Annotated in this window: 17 protein-coding genes; 5 read left to right on the top strand and 12 right to left on the bottom strand. The window is 55.6% G+C overall.

All coding sequences use genetic code 11. The features are described from left to right. Positions 1–17: 17 nt before the first annotated feature. Entirely contained in the window at positions 18–1,403 is a 1,386-nt protein-coding gene (locus EBA31_RS10055; protein WP_122078696.1) for a glycoside hydrolase, read from the bottom strand. A 23-nt stretch (positions 1,404–1,426) separates the two neighbouring features. Beyond that, a complete protein-coding gene (locus EBA31_RS10060) occupies positions 1,427–2,986 on the bottom strand; it encodes a PTS transporter subunit EIIC (RefSeq protein WP_122078699.1) in 1,560 nt (519 codons plus the stop codon). A gap of 373 nt (positions 2,987–3,359) precedes the next feature. Here EBA31_RS10060 and pepT point away from each other — a divergent pair, with 373 nt between their 5' ends. After that, positions 3,360–4,589: a peptidase T gene (gene pepT, locus EBA31_RS10065; RefSeq protein WP_046375051.1), complete on the top strand. Its 1,230-nt coding sequence runs from the start codon at positions 3,360–3,362 to the stop codon at positions 4,587–4,589. Positions 4,590–4,674: 85 nt separating this feature from the next. Next, on the top strand, positions 4,675–5,766 hold the full coding sequence (locus EBA31_RS10070) for a malate/lactate/ureidoglycolate dehydrogenase (RefSeq protein WP_122078702.1): 1,092 nt from the start codon (positions 4,675–4,677) through the stop codon (positions 5,764–5,766). Between the two features lie 50 nt (positions 5,767–5,816). Here EBA31_RS10070 and EBA31_RS10075 read toward each other — a convergent pair whose 3' ends face one another. The 6 genes from EBA31_RS10075 to EBA31_RS10100 form a co-directional block, all read right to left on the bottom strand. Then, complete coding sequence (locus EBA31_RS10075) at positions 5,817–6,938, bottom strand: cupin domain-containing protein (protein ID WP_046373817.1); 1,122 nt, start codon at positions 6,936–6,938, stop codon at positions 5,817–5,819. Positions 6,939–7,022: 84 nt separating this feature from the next. Continuing rightward, positions 7,023–8,480: a two-component system sensor histidine kinase PhoQ gene (phoQ, locus tag EBA31_RS10080; protein WP_041415330.1), complete on the bottom strand. Its 1,458-nt coding sequence runs from the start codon at positions 8,478–8,480 to the stop codon at positions 7,023–7,025. Positions 8,481–8,485: 5 nt separating this feature from the next. Beyond that, positions 8,486–9,157, bottom strand: coding sequence for a two-component system response regulator PhoP (phoP, locus tag EBA31_RS10085; protein ID WP_020826469.1), 672 nt, complete (start codon positions 9,155–9,157; stop codon positions 8,486–8,488). Between the two features lie 320 nt (positions 9,158–9,477). Beyond that, positions 9,478–10,758 (bottom strand): cytochrome c, encoded by a 1,281-nt coding sequence (locus EBA31_RS10090; protein WP_122078705.1) that lies wholly within the window; start codon positions 10,756–10,758, stop codon positions 9,478–9,480. Between the two features lie 18 nt (positions 10,759–10,776). After that, entirely contained in the window at positions 10,777–12,555 is a 1,779-nt protein-coding gene (locus tag EBA31_RS10095) for a GMC family oxidoreductase (protein ID WP_122078708.1), read from the bottom strand. Further along, on the bottom strand, positions 12,556–13,272 hold the full coding sequence (locus EBA31_RS10100) for a gluconate 2-dehydrogenase subunit 3 family protein (RefSeq protein WP_122078711.1): 717 nt from the start codon (positions 13,270–13,272) through the stop codon (positions 12,556–12,558). It lies immediately after the preceding gene. Between the two features lie 286 nt (positions 13,273–13,558). On the opposite strand from EBA31_RS10100, the gene EBA31_RS10105 reads away from it, so the two are divergent. The 3 genes from EBA31_RS10105 to EBA31_RS10115 all read left to right on the top strand — a co-directional run bounded on the left by EBA31_RS10105 (position 13,559) and on the right by EBA31_RS10115 (position 16,436). Further along, on the top strand, positions 13,559–15,064 hold the full coding sequence (locus EBA31_RS10105; RefSeq protein ID WP_122078714.1) for a PLP-dependent aminotransferase family protein: 1,506 nt from the start codon (positions 13,559–13,561) through the stop codon (positions 15,062–15,064). Positions 15,065–15,254: 190 nt separating this feature from the next. After that, positions 15,255–15,707, top strand: a complete 453-nt coding sequence (locus EBA31_RS10110) for a GNAT family N-acetyltransferase (protein ID WP_020826474.1) — start codon at positions 15,255–15,257, stop codon at positions 15,705–15,707. Positions 15,708–15,728: 21 nt separating this feature from the next. Then, positions 15,729–16,436: a GNAT family N-acetyltransferase gene (locus EBA31_RS10115; protein WP_122078717.1), complete on the top strand. Its 708-nt coding sequence runs from the start codon at positions 15,729–15,731 to the stop codon at positions 16,434–16,436. A gap of 45 nt (positions 16,437–16,481) precedes the next feature. On the opposite strand, the gene purB is transcribed toward EBA31_RS10115, so the two are convergent. From purB to EBA31_RS10135, 4 genes are all read right to left on the bottom strand, one after another. Continuing rightward, positions 16,482–17,852: an adenylosuccinate lyase gene (gene purB, locus EBA31_RS10120; protein ID WP_122078720.1), complete on the bottom strand. Its 1,371-nt coding sequence runs from the start codon at positions 17,850–17,852 to the stop codon at positions 16,482–16,484. 22 nt (positions 17,853–17,874) lie between these two features. Further along, complete coding sequence (hflD, locus tag EBA31_RS10125; protein ID WP_020826477.1) at positions 17,875–18,501, bottom strand: high frequency lysogenization protein HflD; 627 nt, start codon at positions 18,499–18,501, stop codon at positions 17,875–17,877. 2 nt (positions 18,502–18,503) lie between these two features. Beyond that, the gene (gene mnmA, locus EBA31_RS10130) at positions 18,504–19,607 is read right to left on the bottom strand and encodes a tRNA 2-thiouridine(34) synthase MnmA (protein WP_041415331.1); all 1,104 of its coding nucleotides are present in this window, start codon (positions 19,605–19,607) and stop codon (positions 18,504–18,506) included. A gap of 95 nt (positions 19,608–19,702) precedes the next feature. Then, positions 19,703–20,149, bottom strand: a complete 447-nt coding sequence (locus tag EBA31_RS10135; protein WP_122078723.1) for an NUDIX hydrolase — start codon at positions 20,147–20,149, stop codon at positions 19,703–19,705. Between the last annotated feature and the right edge of the window lies 1 nt (position 20,150).

The following is a 20,150-nucleotide window of genomic DNA, read 5'->3' on the forward strand; positions in this document are numbered from 1 at the left end:
CGCCGTTTCAGCCCTGCTTAATGCCAATGCTTGGCATACTGGTGATGAGCCTGCAGGTACTCTTCAACCAGCGTTTTTGCCAGCGAGTAAGAGTTGACCAGCGGATGCACCATCAGTGCCTTGATGGCCTTCTGACGGTCCCCTTCCAGAATGGCGGCAACCGCCAGGCGTTCGTACTCTTTGACCTGGGAGATCAGGTTTTTCTGGGTGTCGGGAATATCATTCATTTTTACCGGGTGAATGCCCGCGTTGCTGAGTTCGCAGCTGATTTCAATCACGTCTTCCGGGTGCAGGAAGTCGAGCGTCCCGTTGTTCTGCATCGACACCACCACGCGTTTTTGCTGGCCGTTATTTACCGCTTCCAAAATGTCTATCGCCACCCCGGCATAACCGCCGCTGTCAGGCTGTTCGATAAACTGCTGGAGCGTCAGCATCTCACGCTCTTTGACTTTACCCTGGCTGGATTCTCGCTGCATGTAGGAGTTTTCCCGCGTCAGATAGTGAGCGAAATAGACGCTGAAAGCCTGATCCAGCTGCGTGGCGATATCCAGCCTGGCAAGGTCGGCCAGCATTTGCTGGTTTATCAGCGCAATCTGTTCGCCACGGGTTTCTCCGGCATCGACGATGGCGGCGATCGCCTGTTCCCGGTAATAGTAGTAATACAGATACTCATTGAGCATCAGGTTATCGGACAGCGCGACCAGCTCTGGCGAGAAATATTTCATGCAGGTATCACGGTACAGGCGTGGGTCGGCCAGCAGTTGCTCGCTAACCTCCTGGCCATTGACCCGCACATTGCGGAACCATGACAGGTGATTTAGCCCAAAGCAGTCGACGCTAAGCTCGGACTCACGACAGCCCAGCAGTTCCGCCAGCTCACGGATAAACTCGCTGGGGGCGTCGCAAATGCCGTACACCTTGCGTTTGAAGCCGGATTTGATGATGGCTTCGGTCACCATGCCGGAAGGGTTGGTAAAGTTGAACAGTACCGCGTCCGGTGATGACACCTGTTCTATGAGCCGACAATATTCCACTATTGCCGGAATAGAACGCATCGCCATGGCAAAACCGCCGGCACCGGTGGTTTCTTGCCCCAGGACCTGATGATTGAGTGCGATACGTTCGTCATGAATGCGGCCTTCTTCACCGCCGATACGCAGGGTGGTGATGATATAATCGGCTCCGCTCAGCGCCTGATGGGCGTCGCTGCTCAGGCTGAACCTGATGTCGCTGCGGATACGCTCGAAGACACCCTGTGCGATGGCGCCGTAGACCGCCAATTTCTCCCGATCGGTATCCATAAACACCACTTCGGTGACGCCGATGCGGTGGGCGTTATAGGCAATGGACTTGGCCAGGAACGGTGAGCGTACGCCACCGCCGCCCAGAACGGTTAATTTCATGAATTTTCTCCCAATAAATAAAGTTATAATGCTGCTAAATTTTTTTCGACCTGACTCTTCACTTTTCCGACGGTGACACCATAAATCACCTGGACTTCACGCCGGCTTTTCACCACGCCTTTTGCTCCGGTACTTTTTAATGCGGCCTCATCAATTAATTGCATGTCTTTTAGTTCGACGCGTAATCGGGTGAAGCAGTTGTCGACGGAAATAATGTTTTCTTTGCCACCCAGGGCACGAATAATAATCCCGCTTAACTCATTGGGTGTATTTTTGCTGTTCTGATAATCCTGTTTGGAATAGAGCTTGACCCCGTCGTCATCCTCACGGCCCGGCGTTTTTAAATTAAGCTTCAGCACCAGGGTTTTGAACACCAGGTAATACACCGCGAACTGCACCAGACCAATCACCACGTACAGTGGCCAGCGGGTGAGGGCGACCGGTAACGGCAGGTTGTAAACCAGGAATTCGATCAGGCCGCTGGCACCCCAGGGTCGAACGTCGAACAGGTTACACGCAACTTGCGAAAGCGCGGTCAGCACTGCGTGTATCACCCACAGTAACGGTGAGATAAACAGGAAGGTGAACTCGATCGGTTCGGTTATGCCTACCAGAATGGAAGTGGTGATGGCCGGGATCAATATCGCCTTGGCCAGCACTTTTTTCTCCGGTTTGGCGGTGTGATAGAACGCCAACGCAGCGCCTGACAGGCCGAAAATGGTCACCATGCCCTGTTGCGAAAAGCGCAGTGCCTCGTTCATCAGCGGGGAGATGCTCGGGTCGCGCATATAAGCGAGGAAAATGGCCTGCGAGCCCGACACAGTATGGCCGTCTTGTACAATTGAACCGCCGATGCTGGTCAACTGAAACGGCGACCAGATAAAATGATGCAGACCGGTGGGGATCAGGAATTTTTCGAAAAAGCCATAGACGAAGACCCCGAGCGAGCCTGAGCTTTTCATAAAGCCGGTCAGGGAAATCAGCCCGTGTGAAATGGCCGGCCAAAGGTAGCTGAAACCGACGGCATACAGCATGATCACCGGCGTCATGGCGATTAGCACCAGCTTGGAACCGCCATAGACGGAAAGTACGCCGTTCAGCTCCACGTTACACAATCTGTTGTGCACCCAGGCGATAGTGACACCGAGGATCAGGCCGAGGAAAATGCCCATATCCACCACGGTAAAGCCCAGCAGTTCGGTTTGTCCGGTGCCGTAATATTCCCCATTGATTTTCTGCGCTATGTGACCGCTTAATTGCAGATAGGATGAGTTGGCGCCCAGGAACATAATAAAGCACATCACGGCAACCAGCGCCGCTTCGCTTTTTTTATCCTTCGCCAGGCCGTAGGTAATACCGATGCAAAAAATCAGCCCGAGATTACCAAACAGCGGCCAAAAGGTATCACCGATCATTTTGCCGATATGAAATACGCCGGAGTTTTCATTCACCAGCGTGGCATTGGTGAGAATAGAACTTAATGCCAGAATCAGACCAATTACCGGCAGAAAGAATATTGGCCCCATCATGGCTTTGGAGAAAATCTGCAGCTTGCTTAAGATATTATCAATAATATCTTTCATGGCAGTTCCTTTTTTATATTTTAGTGGATAACGACGTTGCTGGTAATACTCCCTGGTATGGCGAAATAAAAATGATTTTGAATGCGGCAACCCCTGCCTTAAACCAGTTATAGGTGGAATGATTTAGCGATGCAATCAGCCGCCGGAAAAAGGTACCGGTGGTCAATGACTGACAACCGGTACCAGGCGTGAAGAGGATCACATAAGGGGGGGAGTGAAAGGTAAGATGGACGGTACACCAAGGGAGGAGGCGACATATCAAACACCACAAGAATTAATGATTTCCGTTAAATCTGGTTAAAAATGACCTGTCTCAATATTTGATCTCGATCGGTTCCGCATAATGAAACGCGAAATTCTGAGGGCGGATACCATGGATAAACTACTTGATCGCTTTTTTAACTACGTCTCATTCGACACGCAATCTAAAGCGAACGTCAAACATGTGCCGAGCACCGACGGGCAATTGAAGCTGGCGCGTGCGTTGCAGCAGGAAATGATTGAACTGGGGTTTGAACGGGTGTCGCTCAGTGAGCATGGCTGTGTGATGGGCACCTTGCCGGGGAACGTTACCTGGCCCGTGCCGGCGATAGGCTTTATTGCCCACCTGGATACTTCACCGGATTTTACCGGTAAGCACGTCAACCCGCAGATCGTCGAAAATTACCGCGGCGGCGATATTGCCTTGGGCATTGGTGATGAAGTGCTGTCGCCAGTGATGTTCCCGATCCTGCACCAGATGTTGGGGCAGACGCTGATCACCACCGACGGTAAAACGCTGCTCGGTGCCGATGACAAGGCGGGCATCGCCGAAATCCTGACCGCCATGGTGCGACTGCAGCAGCGCAACATTCCACACGGCGATATCCGCGTAGCCTTTACACCGGATGAAGAGGTGGGGAAAGGGGCGCGGTTGTTTGACGTGGCGCAGTTCGATGCCGAATGGGCCTATACCGTGGACGGTGGCGGCGTGGGTGAGTTGGAGTGCGAAAACTTCAACGCAGCATCGGTGACGGTGAAAATTGTCGGTAACAATGTCCACCCGGGCAGCGCCAAAGGGGTGATGGTGAATGCCTTGTCGTTGGCGACGCGTATTCAGCAGGCGTTACCGGCGGATGAAACCCCGGAAACCACCAGCGGCTATCAGGGGTTCTACCACCTCAGCAGCTTTAAGGGGAGCGTTGAACGCGCCGAGATGCAGTACATCCTGCGTGATTTTGAGCGTGAGGGTTTTGAGGCACGTAAACGCCGGATGATAGAGGTCGCTCAACAGGTGGGCAAAGGTCTGCCGCGCGATTGTTATATTGAAGTCACGATTGAAGACAGCTATTACAACATGCGGGAACAGGTGGCAGAGCATCCGCATGTGATTGCATTGGCACAGCAGGCAATGCGTGATTGTGATATCGAACCGATCATGAAGCCGATTCGCGGCGGTACCGATGGCGCTCAGCTGTCGTTTCGCGGCTTGCCTTGCCCAAATCTGTTCACCGGCGGATATAACTACCACTGCAAGCATGAGTTTGTGTCGCTGGAAGGGATGGAACAGGCGGTTTCGGTTATTATGCGCATCGCCGCGCTGACCGCCGAACGCGCCAAATAACCTCGATGAGATTGAGTATAATTGCTTGCCGTAACAATGATTTGCTCCTAGTGTAGGATATATTTCCAGCACAAGGAGCCGTATCATGAGCAGTACCGAGCACCGTATCGATCGCCAGTGTCTTGAGCAGTTTGTGCAGGCTATTTGGCGCCACGCCGGCAGTACCGAGCAGGAGGCCGCGCGGGTGGCGGATCACCTGGTTCAGGCGAATCTGGCCGGGCACGATTCCCACGGCGTAGGCATGATCCCCAGCTATATGTCGTCATTGGCACAGGGGCATTTGCAGCTTAACGTTCATGCCAAAGTGGTACGCGATGCCGGAGCGGTGCTGACGGTGGACGGCGGACAGGGTTTTGGCCAGGTCGTCGCCTGTGAGGCGATGGAAAAAGGCATAGAGCGCGCCCGGCAGTTGGGGCTGGCTGCGGTGGCGTTGCACAACTCACATCACATTGGCCGCATTGGCCACTGGGCCGAGCAGTGTGCGCGAGCCGGTTTTATCTCTATCCATTTCGTCAATGTGGTGGGCGATCCTATGGTGGCACCGTTCGGCGGCAGTGACCGTCGTTTCGGCACCAACCCCTTCTGCGTTATTTTTCCCCGTAAGGATAAAAAACCGTTGCTGCTGGATTTTGCCACCAGCGGCATCGCGTTTGGTAAAACCCGCGTGGCCTACAACAAAGGTTTGAGCGTCGCGCCGGGTTATCTGATCGACCAACACGGCCAGCCAACGACGGAACCCAAGGTGATGCACGAACAGCCGTATGGCTCGTTGCTGCCTTTCGGTGCCCATAAGGGTTATGCGTTAGCCACGTTATGCGAAATCCTCGGCGGTGCGCTGTCCGGTGGCCGCACTACTCATGCGGCGACGGTGAAATCCAACAGCGATGCTATTTTCAACTGCATGACCACCATCATCCTCAATCCGGAAGCCTTCGACGCGCCAGAGATGCAAACCGAGGCCGAGGCCTTTATCGATTGGGTGAAGGCTTCACCGCCAAGTGACGGCCAACCGATTGAAGTGCCGGGTGAGTGGGAAGATGCCAACCGTGAAGCGCGGTTGCGGCAGGGGATCCCGATAGACGACAACAGCTGGCGGCAGATCTGTGCTGCGGCAACCCAGGCTGGCATGTCGGACGCCGAATTGGACGGTTATCAGACCAGGGCGTTGCGGGCATAAAAAAGCCACCCGCCGAAACGCGGGTGGCTCTGGTCGCTAAAGGCCATGCCTCAGTCTTTGAAGTACCAGTAACCGCTGTTGACCAACGAGGTCAGCAGTGCCAGGAACGAAGGATCTTCGATCGCGTCGCCCAGCTTGGCGGCATCCACGCTGAAATTCTGGCACATCGCATCGGCAGCCTGCTGATGCTCGGTATCCATCAGTTCACCGTTAGCAAAGCACTGGTCGCCAATGCGCAGTACGCGCAGGCCACCAAGGCGCTGCAAAGGCTCGCCCTGTTGCAGCAGTTCGTAGATTTCACCGGCCTGATAAGGCGGCTCCGGCGGCGCAGCATCCAGCTCATGACGGGTCTGGGAGATAAACTCGCCGAACCACTGCTGGAAGTGTTCAGGTTGCTGAACCAAATCCACCATCATCTGGCGCAGCGCATCGACTTCCTGCGGCAGCACTTCTGCCGGATGCTCACGCAACTGAATATCCGGATCGCTGTAGCGCTTACTGCCCAGTTCGCGGGCCAGCACGTAGTCGGCAAAGCCACTGACCAACTCGCGGCCGTTCGGGGCGCGGAAACCTACCGAGTAATTCAGCGCATTTTCCAGCGCGTAGCCTTCATGCGGGAAGCCCGGTGGGATATACAGAATATCGCCCGGTTCCATTTCTTCATCGATGATGGCGTCGAAAGGCTCAACCTGCAGCAGGTCCGGGTGCGGGCAGTGCTGTTTCATCGGCACTTTTTCACCCACGCGCCAGCGACGGCGGCCGGTACCCTGAATGATAAAGACGTCATACTGATCGAGGTGCGGGCCAACGCCGCCACCCGGGACCGAGAACGAGATCATCAGATCGTCCATTCGCCAGTCAGGCAGCTTACGGAACGGGAGCATCAGCGCACTGGAAGGTTCATGCCAGTGATCCACAGCCTGCACCAGCAGCGACCAGTTGTTTTCGCTCAGGTGATCAAAGCTCTCGAAAGGGCCGTGCGCAACCTGCCAGCGACCGTCCTGGTGGCTGACCAGACGGCTGTCCACTTCGTTCTCCATCGCCAGTCCGGCCAGCTCATCCGGGGAGATCGGATCGATAAAGTTTTTGAAGCCGCGCTTCAGAATAACTGGACGCTTTTGCCAATAACGCTGCAAAAAGTCGTTCCAGTCCAGATCTAATTGATAATCCATGTTCTATTCCAGGATAGAGGAGTGAGCCTGAGTGCGATTATAACGGAAGTTTGGCCCCGTGGATCGGGGCCAGAGCGACAGAATTTACTCGTGATGATGGGAATCGTGCTGACGGGCGAAAGTGACCTGCATGCGAGCGCCGCCAAGCGGGCTGTCGCTGATGGTAATGGAACCGTCGTACTGTTCGATAATCTCCGCCGCCACCGACAATCCCAATCCTTGACCAGGGCGCAGCGTATCTACCCGCTGGCCGCGCTGGAAGATCAATTCACGCTTGCTTTCCGGAATGCCTGGCCCGTCGTCATCGATGACGATAGTAAGGTATTTGTCGGAGTGCAGGGAGGTGATCTCAACGAACTCCAGGCAGTATTTACAGGCATTTTCCAACACGTTGCCCATCACTTCCATAAAGTCGTTTTTCTCCCCCATAAAGGTCACTTCCGGCGAAATATCCAGCGTGATCACCACACCTTTGCGCTGATACACCTTGTTCAGTGCTACGTTCAGGCTGTCGAGCAGCGCTGGGACCGAGTGGATCTCGCGCGTCAGCACCGTTTGCCCCGAATTGATGCTGGCCCGGTGCAGGTAGTAACCGATTTGCTGAGAAATACGGCTGATCTGGTCCAACATGATCGGCTCGACTTCCTCGATCGTGGTCTGCTTACCGGTACGTAATGAACGCAGCGTCGTTTGCAACACCGCCAACGGCGTCTTCAGGCTGTGGGTCAGATCGGAAAGCGTGGTGCGGTATTTGGTGTAACGCTGGCGCTCGTTGCGCACCAGAATATTCAGGTTACGTACTAGCCCACGCAGCTCGCTGGGGGGATTTTCGTCGAGTTGTTCTCGCTCGCCGTTTTCCAACTCACCAACCTGATTCACCAGCGCCTTGATGGGACGCAAGCTCCAGTAGGCCGCCAGCCACAGCAAGGGGACCACCAGCAGCAGGTTGGCCAGCAACACGTAGCTGAACCATTCCCATACCACGTCGGAGCGTTGTAATTCCTGCGGAATGGTATCGACCACCACGATGCTCAAAGCCGGCAGCCGCGCGGTGGCCGCGTAGGTGTTGACCGCCACTGAGTGGGTCAGGGCGTTCTGGTCGTTGTCGTCATAGTCTTTAAGCTGATCCTGCGCCTTGGGGTTGTTGCCCAACACTTCACTACTGATACGGGTATCGGTATCGATTTCGTAGAAGCCGGACTCTTCCAGCCACTCTTTATTGATGCGTTTTTCCAGCTCGGGTACCTGGCGCTGGCTCCACAGCAGATTGCCTTTATCGTCGTAAATAAACACCAGGGTTGGGAAGTTGAGATCGATATCGGGCGGAATGGCAATGGTGAGTTTGTTATCTTTCCACTGGGCCAGGCTGAAAAACAGATTACTTTCACCGCGCAGTAGGCGAAAGGCAGTTTTGTCGAAGCTGACAATATAACCGACTACCGCCACCAGACCATAGGACAGCGAGAGCGCCAGGATCACCCCAGCGGTGGCCATCAAAAAGCGGGCGCGCAGTGAGAAAGGTTTTTTACCCTTGTTGAACATGGCGATCATTTCGCATCAAAACGATAGCCCTGACCACGAACCGTGGTGATCACTTCCTGAGGGTATTCGGCCTGCAATTTTTTGCGTAAACGGCCCATCAGTACGTCGATGGTATGGCTCTCGCGCAGTTCGGCATCCGGGTACAGCTGCAACATCAGCGAGTCTTTGCTGACCACCTTGCCGGCGTTGCGGATTAAGGTTTCGATGATGGTGTATTCGAACGCAGTCAGTTTGATCTGCTGTTCGTTGACGCTCAGTTCGCGACGCGAAAGGTCGATTTGGAACGGGGGCAATACGATCACCTGAGAGGCCAAACCGCTGTTACGGCGCATCAGCGCCTGCATACGGGCAATCACTTCTTCCAGATGGAACGGCTTGGTCACATAGTCGTCGGCACCGGCTTCCAGCACCGCCACTTTGTCCTGCCAGCTTTCACGCGCGGTGAGCACCAGGATTGGCAGCTTCATCTGGTGGGCGCGCCAGCGGCGGATCAGGCTCAGGCCGTCTTCACCCGGCAGGCCGAGATCGACAATGGCGATGTCAGGCGCATGCTCTTGCAGGAAATAATCGGCTTCTTTGGCATCCTCTGCCGCATCAACCTGATGGCCCATTTCACGCATCTGGACGGAGAGGTGGTGGCGTAATAAACCGTTATCTTCAACAACCAGTACTCGCATGGCGAACTCCTGTGGATCGGCGGGTGAACATCCTGTCACCCACGCAGTAAAGGTAACACGCTCAGCAGCGTGTGAGGGATAGCGTGCGACAACCTAAGCCATCCGATCGTGATCTTGACGTTATGGTAGGTATAACCGGCTCTTACCGCAAGGGACGCAGAACCTTGGCAGGAAATAAGCGCTATCGATATTTAGTTCGCTGTCATTATCGACAAGGTCAAATAAACGTTGGATAAACAATGGCGAGGGAAAGTTAAACCAAACTTAAACGGAAGAGGCTGCGATGAGAGAACCGGACCCGGATGCCGGGCCCGCAAATGTTAAGGATGGGTCGGTTTGCTGACGCTGTTTTTACGGATCTCCTGCACTTCGGCAGCGGTAACTCGCGGCGCATGATTGCCCCAACTGCTGCGTACGAAAGTCGCGAGTTCGGCAATTTGCTGGTCGTTCAACCGCCAACCAAAGTCCGGCATGGTCAACCCTGTAGGGGCACCAACGGTTATGGGGGTACGGGAACCATTGATAACAATGCTGATCAGTGAGGAAGGATCATCGCTTAACAGCGCCGGATTGTGTGCCAACTGCGGGAAGGTATCACGGTAGCCCTGCCCGTCGCTGCGGTGGCAGGCGGCGCAATTATCCAGATAGGCTTGAGCGCCCGGGCGACTGACATCCCCTTTTGCCAGCAGAGCAGCCGTGCTGCCGTCTTGCAGCAATGGCTTCTCCTGATTATCTGCCTGTAATGATTGCAGATAGCCGGCGATAGCGCGTAGGTCCTCATCACTCAGGTATTGCGTGCTGTCCTGAACCACGTCAACCATCGAGCCAAAAGCGGCAAATCGGTTGTTGTGGCCGGTTTTCAGAAAGCGGGTGATATCTTCCGCGTTCCAACTGCCCAAACCGATTACCGCATCCGCCCGCAGGTTGGCGGCATGCCAGCCTTCAAGCGTACCGCCGCTCAGATAGGCGCTGTCGCTTTGGTTGAGCGCTTTCTCCTGGAAGCCAATACCGCGTGGCGTATGACAACTTCCGCAGTGGCCCAGCCCCTGCACCAGATAGGCTCCACGATTCCATTCGGCGCTTTGGGTGGCATCCGGCTGGTAAGTTCCGTCCTCTCGGAACACCAGATCCCACATTGCCAGCGGCCAACGCATATTCAGCGGCCAGGGAATATCGCTGTCTTTATTCTGTTGCGCCACGGGGTGAACCTGATGGGTGAAATACAGGTACAGATCGCGCACATCCTCATCGCTGATTTTGGCAAAAGAGGGATAGGGCATCGCCGGGTAGAGTCGGGTGCCGTCGCGGGCGACACCTTTGCGCAATGCGTCGCTGAACTCCTGCAGGCTGTATTCGCCGATACCAGTCTGTTTGTCCGGGGTGATGTTAGTGGAGTAGATGGCCCCCACTGGCGTGGTCATTTTGAGGCCGCCGGCAAAGGGTGCACCGCCAGGGGCAGTGTGGCAGGCGGCGCAGTCACCGGCACGCGCCAGATATTCGCCGTGCAGGAGCCGGGCGGCCAATTGCGGGTCATCGGCCGCCTGTACCGTCGCGGTGCCCAGCATCAACAGCGCCAGCAGCGAGGGAGTAAATCCTTTCATATGAAGCTCCTTATGCTTTCAGGCCTGAACCAGCGGACCGGGGTTTTTTAAATACTGCGTGCGGATCGCCTCGGCCGAATAATAGGCCAGCGCCCCGACGATGCCGGTGGGGTTGTAGGCCAGATTCTGCGGAAAGGCGCAGGCGCCGGTGACGAACACATTAGGTACATCCCAACACTGCAGGTATTTATTCACCACGCTGGTGGCAGGGTTGTCACCGGTAATGGCTCCGCCGGTGGTGTGAGTCGACTGGTAGGGGCGCACATCGTAATGATCGCCGGTTTTTTTCACCGATACTGCTATCTGTTTGGGCTTCATGGCATTGGCGATATTCGCCATTTTGCTGGTGATGTGCTGTGTCATTTTGATTTCATTGTCTTTCCAGTCAAACGTCATGCGTAACAGCGGCAGGCCGTAGCCGTCCTTATAGGTTGGGTCGAGATCCAGATAGCAGTCGCGGTACGGCATCACCGAGCCTTCGGAGCCGATGCTCATTGAGTGCGGGTAGTTATCCTTGATGCCCTGTTTCCAGCCGCCGCCCCAGGCAGGCGTACCCGGCGGCAGCATCATTTGCTGGATAGGTCGGCCACCGGTGCGGGTGGCCGAGATGTAGGCACCGCCGATAAAACCCAAATCGGCATGATCGAAGTTCTCGCCGTTCAGATCGTCGATCACTGTGCCGGCCGCGCCTGCGCCGATAAACGGATTGAAGTGGGTATTCTGGTCATAAAACAGCGATATACCGCTGTTCATCTGATAGGCGTAGTTCTTGCCGACCACGCCTTCACCGGTCACCGGATCGTAAGGTTTGCCAATGCCGGACAACAGCAGCAGGCGAACGTTATGCAGTTGGAAAGCACTGAGGATCACCAGATCGGCCGGTTGTTCCACCTCTTGCCCCTGGGCGTTGATGTAGGTGACGCCGGTGGCTTTCTTGCCGGTGCTGTCCAGATTCACTTTGATTACCTGCGACTGGGTGCGCAGCTCAAAGTTTTTGCGCTGGGTCAGTACCGGCAAAATGGTGGTTTGCGGCGAAGCCTTGGAGTACATAAAGCAGCCGAAGCGCTCGCAGTAGCCGCAAAAATTACAGGGACCCAGCTGCACGCCGTAAGGATTGGTATAGGGCTCGGAGCAGTTGGCGGCGGGGATGGCGAACGGGTGATATCCCAGCGATTCCGCGGCCTTGCCGAACAGCGAGCCGGAATAGAGCTGTTTCAGCGCCGGCGTCGGGTATTCGCTGGCTCGTGGCCCTTCAAACGGATTGCCTCCCTTGATGATATTTCCCTGCAGATTGCCGGCTCGACCAGAAGTGCCGCACACTTTTTCGAACTTGTCGAAGTAAGGCTCCAGTTCCTGATAACTCAGCGGATAATCCTGCAGCGTCATGCCCTCCGGGATCCATTTGGCCCCGTACTTTTCATTGAGGGTGGTGTGCAGCTTTAAGTCGGATGGCAAGGCACGCCAGTGCATGCCGTTCCAGTGCACGCCGGCACCGCCGACGCCGTTACCGGGCAGAAAAGACCCGAGCTGGCGGTAGGGCACGGCAAAATCTGCCGGGGTGTGGCGCACCGTGACCGTCTCATGCGCCATTTCCTGTGCCAGTTTCAGGCGAATGCCGTAGGTCAGTTCGTCGGCAATGCGCGGATAGGCAAAGTCCGGGTAGGTTTCACGCTGCTCACCGCGTTCCAGCGCCAGCACGCTCAGGCCGCTTTCGGTCAATTCCATCCCCATTATGGCGCCGGTCCAGCCAAACCCAACGATAACCACGTCTACCGGTGGTTTTTTAATTGTGCTCATTTAGGCATTCCTTTTGCTTGAAATACTGACCGGGCCGAGGGGATAAGGCTGATTGGGGCGATTGACCCAATCGGTGTAATCCGCGCGTGCGCCGGGGAAACCAATCAGTTTCCAGGACGCTAACGTCTGGTTACCGCCATGCAGCGGATCGGCCAGATAGCCTTCTTTGGTATTGGTCAGCAACTGGTCGAAAAACGCCTTACCGGACAGGGCTTCCGAGTCCAATTGGCCATGTTCCAGCGCCTTCAGCAGCTGTTCTTGCTCAGCGTGGCCCAGTTCGGCAAACACCTTTTGAAACTGCCGACGGCAGTGCGCATTCACTTCACGGATACCGATACGGTAAGTCTCGCGCGGCGTCAGCTTGGACTGATAGCCCAGTTCCGGCGGAGAGGGAACGAAGGGCGGATGCATGTACCACAGTCCGCCGTGGCCGTAAGGCGTTTCCATTTGTCGGTCGATAAATATCGGTACGCCCTGATCCACCGCGCCGGGGCCGTTAGCGTCCGTCGGGATCAGCCGATCGCAGGCGGCCAGCAGAAAACGCCATTCGTCACCGTTGAAATAGACCGGGACATAGTGGCTCGATACGCCGGGAGCGGGTGCCGCCTTGGCTTCCAGTGCCATAATGCTGCTGCCTGCGGCGGCGAGCGGGATTAACGCCAGTGTCTTTTTTAGAAAGTTACGCCTGGGCGGCGTAGCGTCGTGCTGTTGTGACATAATTCCACCTTGAACATGCTTCACAATTAATGCCTGCGCAGGCAATAGCGGCCTACGCCGCGGCTCTCCAGCAGCGGTAAACAGGCGGGGATGGGTAAATGAATAGTAAACAACCATATAAATAGCAAGCTACTTGTATGGTTGTTTTAGTGTAGGACTGGCGAACTGAATGAAACAATCGATGATCTGTTTCAAAACATTTTGTTCACAACTAAGTTGATTCAGATCAACTTATCAACATACATACCGCAGGTTTGTCTTCGGCAGGCCTTCGACCCGGAGCAGCATGAAGCACAGTAGTGACAGCCGGCCGGATATCATCCTGGCCACCTTTAGTCGGCATCTACGTCAAGGCATGACGCGCAAAGCCGCGCTGCATCTGACCATCAAGCAACTGGTGACGGCGGGGGAGCTGGACTATCTGGCAAAACTGCCGCCCAGCCGCGTACTGGCTGCGCGGCTGGTGGTTTCGCGCGATACGGTTGAACTGACTTATGCCCAACTGGAGGCCGAAGGCTATATTGCCCGCGCGGTGGGGCGCGGCAGTTTTGTCAGCTACCAGCAAAATACCCTGATTGGCCGCGAGCTGCTGACTGACAACTCTGCCGAAAGCGCTCAACTGGCGGAGTCGGAACTGAGTGTGCATGGCCGCTCTTTGCTGCTGGCAGCCCACACTCCGCACACCAGTCGAAGCGACTCGCTGACCCCTTCCGTGCCCGATTTGCGGCTGTTTCCCATCGATAGCTGGTTGCAGCTGGAAAGGCAGGCGGTGCGACAGGGAGCCGAGCGCCTGCTGGGGTATGCCGATCCTCAGGGGCTGGTGGAACTGCGGGAGGAGATCATTGACTATTTGCGGCGCGAAAGGGGCGTGAAGGCCAGCGCGGAGCAGGTGATCGTGGTGACCAGTTCACAGCAGGCGCTATCGCTGTGTACGCAGGTGTTGTTTAATCCTGGCGACCGGGTGTTCGTGGAAGAGCCGGGCTACCAGGGGGCCAAAAAATTGGTTCAGTCGGCAGGGATACTCGCCCAACCGATTGGGGTAGATCAATCCGGTTTGGATATCGATGCATTGATACGGGCAGACGGGGGCGGGCGGGGCGTTTACATCACGCCCTCACATCATTATCCGTTGGGGCATTCGCTCAGCATCGACCGGAGGTTAAAGCTGTTGGCCTGGGCGCAACGTGAAAAAGCCTGGATTATTGAAGACGATTACGATTCCGAGTTCAATTACGACGGCCTGACCAGGGCATCGCTGCAGGGGCTGGATCAGAACCAGCGAACCTTGTATATCGGCACCTTTAGCAAGACGTTATTCCCGGGGTTGCGCATCGGTTTTATTATCGTTCCGCCTCAGCTGATTAAACCTATGGTCGCCGCCAAGCAATTCCAGGATGGTTATACTTCCGCATTGCCGCAAATGACGTTATTCAAATTTATCCATGAAGATTGCCATACTGAACATTTAAGGAACATGCGCAAAACCTATCAGGCGCGGCTGGAGATTTTGCATGCAGCGGTTCATCAGCATCTTGGCGCCTGGACTCAGCCACGTTTGCCGCAGGGCGGGTTGCAACTGGTTTGTCCGTTGGCGGACGCAGCAACTGAGCGGCGCCTGATTCAGGCCGCCGCCGCGCAGGGGATAAAGGTCTATGGCCTGATAGATTTTTATACCGGGCAGCCCACGGAGGGGGCGCTGGTATTGGGTTTTGCCGCTTATTCCCCTGATGAGATTGTAAGATTCATCAAAAAGTTAGCTGCTATTTTCAGCGAACTGCCGGCTGAGATCTGACTGCGGTTGCACATCAAAATTGGTCTGTTCACTGTTATTAATTGGTCTGTATTCAGTTCGCAATGGTGCGGGTATCCTACTGGTATTACGTTATTTTTTCTCAGAAAAGCCCCGATGACGCTTTGATCGCCATCACCCTCAGGGTGGCTTAAAGGCTGCGGGTTCACTTACTTAATACCAGAGAGGCACCATGCTCCCAATAACTCATGAAGCAGCAGTACGTAAAATACAAAACGCCGATAAGCCGCAGTGGTTGGAACTGTGGCAGGGGTACCTCCATTTTTACCGTGCGGACGTCTCGGCGCAGGTTACCGATCATACCTTCGAGCGTTTATGCGAAGATCAGCAGGTCTATGGCCTGGTGGCGGAAGATAGAAACGGCAACCTGCTGGGGTTCATGCATCTTATTTTCCATCCTTCAACCTGGAGCTCGGCCGGCTATTGTTATATTGAAGATCTTTACGTTTCACCGGCGGGCCGCGGCAAGAAAGTGTCCGAAAAACTCTTCGAACAGGCCTATCAGTTGGCGGATGAGAAGGGCAGCGACAGAGTTTATTGGATGACGCAGGAATATAACGCCCCGGCGCGGTCGCTGTACGACAAGATAGGCAAGAGAAGTTCGTTTATCGTCTATACCCGTTAACGACAGGCTGCGAGGAAGTGTATGGTGATCAATCAGTTTGGGCAGCCGGTGGGCGAGCCATTATCCGATTGGCGGGCGGCGAAGCGCCCTGGTGGCGAGACGCTTAACGGACGTTTTTGCTGTCTGAAGCAACTCGATCCGCAGCGGGATTATGCGGCGTTGTTCAGCGCTTTCCAGCAGGCGGTTGATGGCCGGGACTGGACTTATTTATCGATAGAACGACCAGAAAGCTCTGCGGCGATGTTGCAACACCTGACCACCTTGCAGGCGAACGCTACGCTGGTGAATCTGACGGTGTTCGACGCTGTTAGCCAGGCACCGGTCGGGACGGTAGCTTATATGCGCATCGACGAAGGTAATGGCGTGGCTGAGATTGGACATGTCAGCTGGTCACCGGCGATGAAACAGCGCTCCAGTGCCACCGAGGCGATTTATCTGATGCTGCGGCACCTGTTTGAGGATTTGGGCTATCGCCGTTGCGAATGGAAGTGCGACAGTCACAACGCGCCCTCCAAACAGGCGGCGGCGAGATTTGGTTTTCTGCATGAGGGGACTTTCCGCTATGCGGTGGTCACCAAGGGCCGCACTCGGGATACCGACTGGTTTGCCATAACCGCTGACCGTTGGCCGGCAATCAAGGCGGGATTCGAGCAGTGGTTGAGTCCCGATAATTTCAATGCGCAAGGGCAGCAGATAAAACGCCTGCAGGATTTTATGCCACAGAAATAAAAGAGGCGGCCAAAAGGCCGCCTCTTTGCTATCGGAACAAAACGCTTACTTCAGCTCATCGACCATGGTCGCTGCGCGGCCAATGTAGTTAGCCGGGGTCATGGCTTTCAGGCGGGTTTTTTCTTCTTCCGGCAGTGCCAGGCCATCGATAAATGCCTGCATACCGGCGGCATCCACGCGTTTGCCGCGGGTCAGCTCTTTCAGCTTTTCATACGGCTTTTCGATGCCGTAACGACGCATCACGGTCTGGATCGGCTCGGCCAAGACTTCCCAGTTGTGATCCAGCTCATCCAGCAGATGTGCCTGATTGACTTCGAGCTTGCTGATGCCTTTCATGGTCGCCTGATAGGCGATCAACGCATAGCCCAGACCCACGCCCAGGTTACGCAGCACGGTGGAGTCGGTCAGGTCGCGCTGCCAGCGAGACACCGGCAGTTTGCTGGCCAGGTGGCCCAGCACCGCGTTAGACAGGCCCAGGTTGCCTTCGGAGTTCTCGAAGTCGATAGGGTTGACCTTGTGCGGCATGGTGGAAGAGCCGATTTCACCGGCGATGGTCTTCTGCTTAAAGTGATTCAGGGCGATATAACCCCAGATATCACGGTCGAAGTCGATCAGAATGGTGTTGAAACGCGCCACGCAGTCAAACAGCTCGGCAATGTAGTCGTGCGGTTCGATTTGGGTGGTGTACGGGTTCCAGGTAATGCCCAGTGAAGTCACGAAGTCTTCGCTGAACGCATGCCAGTCCACTTCCGGGTAAGCCACGATGTGGGCGTTATAGTTGCCGACCGCACCGTTGATTTTACCCATGATCTCCACGCGCTCCAGCTGACGGAACTGACGTTCCATACGGTAGGCCACGTTGGCGAATTCTTTACCGACGGTTGACGGGGTTGCCGGCTGACCGTGGGTACGGGACAGCAGCGGAATATCGCGGTATTCCAGCGCCAGGCCCTTGATTGAATCGATGATTTTGCGCCAGTACGGCAGCACCACGTCCTGACGCGCAGTTTGCAGCATCAGTGCATGTGACAGGTTGTTGATGTCTTCTGAGGTACAGGCAAAGTGGATAAACTCGGACACCGCCTGCAGCGCAGGGATCGCGTCCACTTTTTCTTTCAGGAAATACTCAACCGCTTTGACGTCGTGGTTGGTGGTGCGTTCGATGGTCTTGATGCTCTGCGCGTCTTCTTCGCTGAATTCCGCGACGATCTTGTCGAGGAAAGCGTTTGCGTCGGCGTCAAAAGCCGGAACTTCTTTGATTTCTGCACAGGTGGCCAGTTTTTGCAGCCAACGTACTTCAACCTGCACGCGGAATTTCAGCAGACCGTATTCGCTGAAAATGGCGCGCAGTGCGCTGACTTTATCACCGTAGCGTCCATCAACGGGTGAGACGGCGGTCAGTGAGGATAATTCCATCGGTAGCAACTCCTGGGATCGATTAACAATGAGCAACGATATTTTGCGCCTGTTTAAACAGACGATTACGGGAAAACATTAACTGCAGGCGGCTGCCGCCAACCTGTTGCCACAGTACGGCGGCACGGATGCCGGCCAGTAGCGTGGCACGAACCTTGGCCTGCACCTGCGGATTCTGCAGAATGGCCGGCGAGCCGGTCACCTGGATGCGCGGCCCGAGCGGGCTGACCACGTCGACATAAATGCCGGCCAGCGCGCTGATAATGGTGTCTGATTCCAGATCAAAATGCGCCAGTTGGCGCTCAAGCTGGCCGAGACGTTCGCCAAGCTGGTTCATCGCCTGCTTATTGGCGTTGAGCTTGCGCTCAAGCACCATCAGGCTGATGGTGTAGCGGGTCAGTTCGGCACCCAACCCTTTATTGTTGGCGTTGAGCACGCTCATCAGCGTCTCGAGGCCGACTTTCAAATTGCGCTCTTCTCCGCCGAACACCGCCAGCGTGGAAGAGGGGTCCATCTGCAGCAGGCTGTTCAGCGAAGTATGGAAAGCTTCACGGTCGCATTGGCCTTCGTGCGCCAACTGCTGAACCATAAGCGCCGCCTGGCTGATTCCAGCCATGGCCAGCGTAATGTCATAATAATTCTTCGCCACGATTACTCCTGTAAACGCTGTTCGATAATGCCGCCACCGAGGCAGATTTCATCCTGATAGAACACGGCTGACTGGCCTGGGGTCACGGCAGCGACCGGCTCGTCGAAACGCACTTCAATACGCTCTTCGTCAAGCGGGGTAACGGTGCACGGAATGTCCTGCTGGCGATAACGGGTTTTTACCGTACAGCGGAAGGGGCCGCTCAGCGGCAGGCGATCGACCCAATGCAGCTGCTGCGCTACCAGACCGACGGACATCAGGCGCGGATGCTCATGCCCCTGGGCAACCACCAGCACGTTGTTGGCGACGTCTTTGTCCACCACGTACCACGGATCTTCACTGCTGTCCTTCATACCACCAATGCCGAGCCCTTTACGCTGGCCCAGGGTGTGGTACATCAGGCCCTGATGTTCACCGACGGTCTGGCCGTCAACGCTGACAATCGGGCCCGGCTGTGCAGGCAGGTAGCGGCCAAGGAAGTCGCGGAACTTGCGTTCGCCGATAAAGCAGATGCCAGTGGAGTCTTTTTTCTTGGCGGTGACCAGATCCAGCTGTTCGGCGATGCGGCGCACCTCCGGTTTTTCCAGTTCACCGACCGGGAACAGGCTTTGCGCAACCTGCTCGTGGCTCAGGGTGTAGAGGAAATAGCTTTGGTCTTTATTGCCGTCGACGCCGCGCAGCAGGCGGCTTTTGCCGTCAACGTCCTGGCGGCGCACGTAGTGGCCGGTGGCGATAAAATCGGCCCCCAGATCTTCGGCGGCGAATTCCAGGAAGGCTTTGAATTTGATTTCTTTATTGCACAGGATGTCCGGGTTCGGCGTGCGGCCGGCCTTGTACTCTTCCAGGAACAGTTCAAAGACGTTGTCCCAGTACTCTGCCGCGAAGTTCACCGTATGCAGTTCGATGCCGAGTTTGTCGCATACCGCCTGTGCATCGGCCAAATCGGTCGCTGCGGAGCAGTACTCTTCATCATCGTCTTCTTCCCAGTTCTTCATAAACAGCCCAGCGACCTGATAGCCCTGTTGCTGTAACAGATAGGCAGTAACGGAAGAGTCGACGCCGCCGGACATACCGACGATTACTTTTTTCTGGCTGTTGTCTGACATGGGGATCTCACGAACTTGAACACGAACCGTGCTGATAAAAAACAAGCGCAGGATTTTACCACGTTGCCTGCGCCGGCGCACGGCACTTATTCATCTCAGAACGGCCAGTTATAGCTGCTGACCAGCGATAGCGGGTAACGTTCCGGCTGTTGGTAACAACGAAGGCTTTCCGCGACCAGTGCGGATCGCAGGTTAGGGGCCTTCAAAATCTCGTCGGCGCTCAGCCACAAACAGCGGTCGATATCGCTGTCGTGCGGTTCGGTCGGCAACTGCTGTTCGAGCTCGATGACAAAGCAGAAGCGCAGAAACGGCGTATTGTCCGGTGCGATCCACTGGTGCAGCTTGAGGAATGACTGTGGCGTGGCGCGGATGCCGGTTTCTTCCCATAGCTCGCGCTCGGCGGCCTGCACCAGCGTTTCGTCGGCTTCAAGGTGCCCGGCCGGCTGATTCCAGAGCGCCTTGTTATTAATCGTCTCTTCGACGATCAAAAACTTGCCGGCGGCGTGAACCACGCAGGCAACGGTGACGTGCGGTTTAAACATA

Source organism: Serratia sp. P2ACOL2, from assembly GCF_003691565.1.
GTDB lineage: Bacteria > Pseudomonadota > Gammaproteobacteria > Enterobacterales > Enterobacteriaceae > Serratia > Serratia liquefaciens.

Coding starts and splice junctions, on each gene's coding strand:
- EBA31_RS10110 (WP_020826474.1), top strand. CDS start 15,255: ATGCTCCCAATAACTCATGAAGCAGCAGTACGTAAAATACAAAACGCC.
- EBA31_RS10060 (WP_122078699.1), bottom strand. CDS start 2,986: ATGAAAGATATTATTGATAATATCTTAAGCAAGCTGCAGATTTTCTCC.
- pepT (WP_046375051.1), top strand. CDS start 3,360: ATGGATAAACTACTTGATCGCTTTTTTAACTACGTCTCATTCGACACG.
- EBA31_RS10055 (WP_122078696.1), bottom strand. CDS start 1,403: ATGAAATTAACCGTTCTGGGCGGCGGTGGCGTACGCTCACCGTTCCTG.
- EBA31_RS10090 (WP_122078705.1), bottom strand. CDS start 10,758: ATGAAAGGATTTACTCCCTCGCTGCTGGCGCTGTTGATGCTGGGCACC.
- phoQ (WP_041415330.1), bottom strand. CDS start 8,480: ATGTTCAACAAGGGTAAAAAACCTTTCTCACTGCGCGCCCGCTTTTTG.
- EBA31_RS10075 (WP_046373817.1), bottom strand. CDS start 6,938: ATGGATTATCAATTAGATCTGGACTGGAACGACTTTTTGCAGCGTTAT.
- purB (WP_122078720.1), bottom strand. CDS start 17,852: ATGGAATTATCCTCACTGACCGCCGTCTCACCCGTTGATGGACGCTAC.
- EBA31_RS10135 (WP_122078723.1), bottom strand. CDS start 20,149: ATGTTTAAACCGCACGTCACCGTTGCCTGCGTGGTTCACGCCGCCGGC.
- EBA31_RS10070 (WP_122078702.1), top strand. CDS start 4,675: ATGAGCAGTACCGAGCACCGTATCGATCGCCAGTGTCTTGAGCAGTTT.
- mnmA (WP_041415331.1), bottom strand. CDS start 19,607: ATGTCAGACAACAGCCAGAAAAAAGTAATCGTCGGTATGTCCGGCGGC.
- phoP (WP_020826469.1), bottom strand. CDS start 9,157: ATGCGAGTACTGGTTGTTGAAGATAACGGTTTATTACGCCACCACCTC.
- EBA31_RS10100 (WP_122078711.1), bottom strand. CDS start 13,272: ATGTCACAACAGCACGACGCTACGCCGCCCAGGCGTAACTTTCTAAAA.
- EBA31_RS10105 (WP_122078714.1), top strand. CDS start 13,559: ATGAAGCACAGTAGTGACAGCCGGCCGGATATCATCCTGGCCACCTTT.
- EBA31_RS10095 (WP_122078708.1), bottom strand. CDS start 12,555: ATGAGCACAATTAAAAAACCACCGGTAGACGTGGTTATCGTTGGGTTT.
- EBA31_RS10115 (WP_122078717.1), top strand. CDS start 15,729: ATGGTGATCAATCAGTTTGGGCAGCCGGTGGGCGAGCCATTATCCGAT.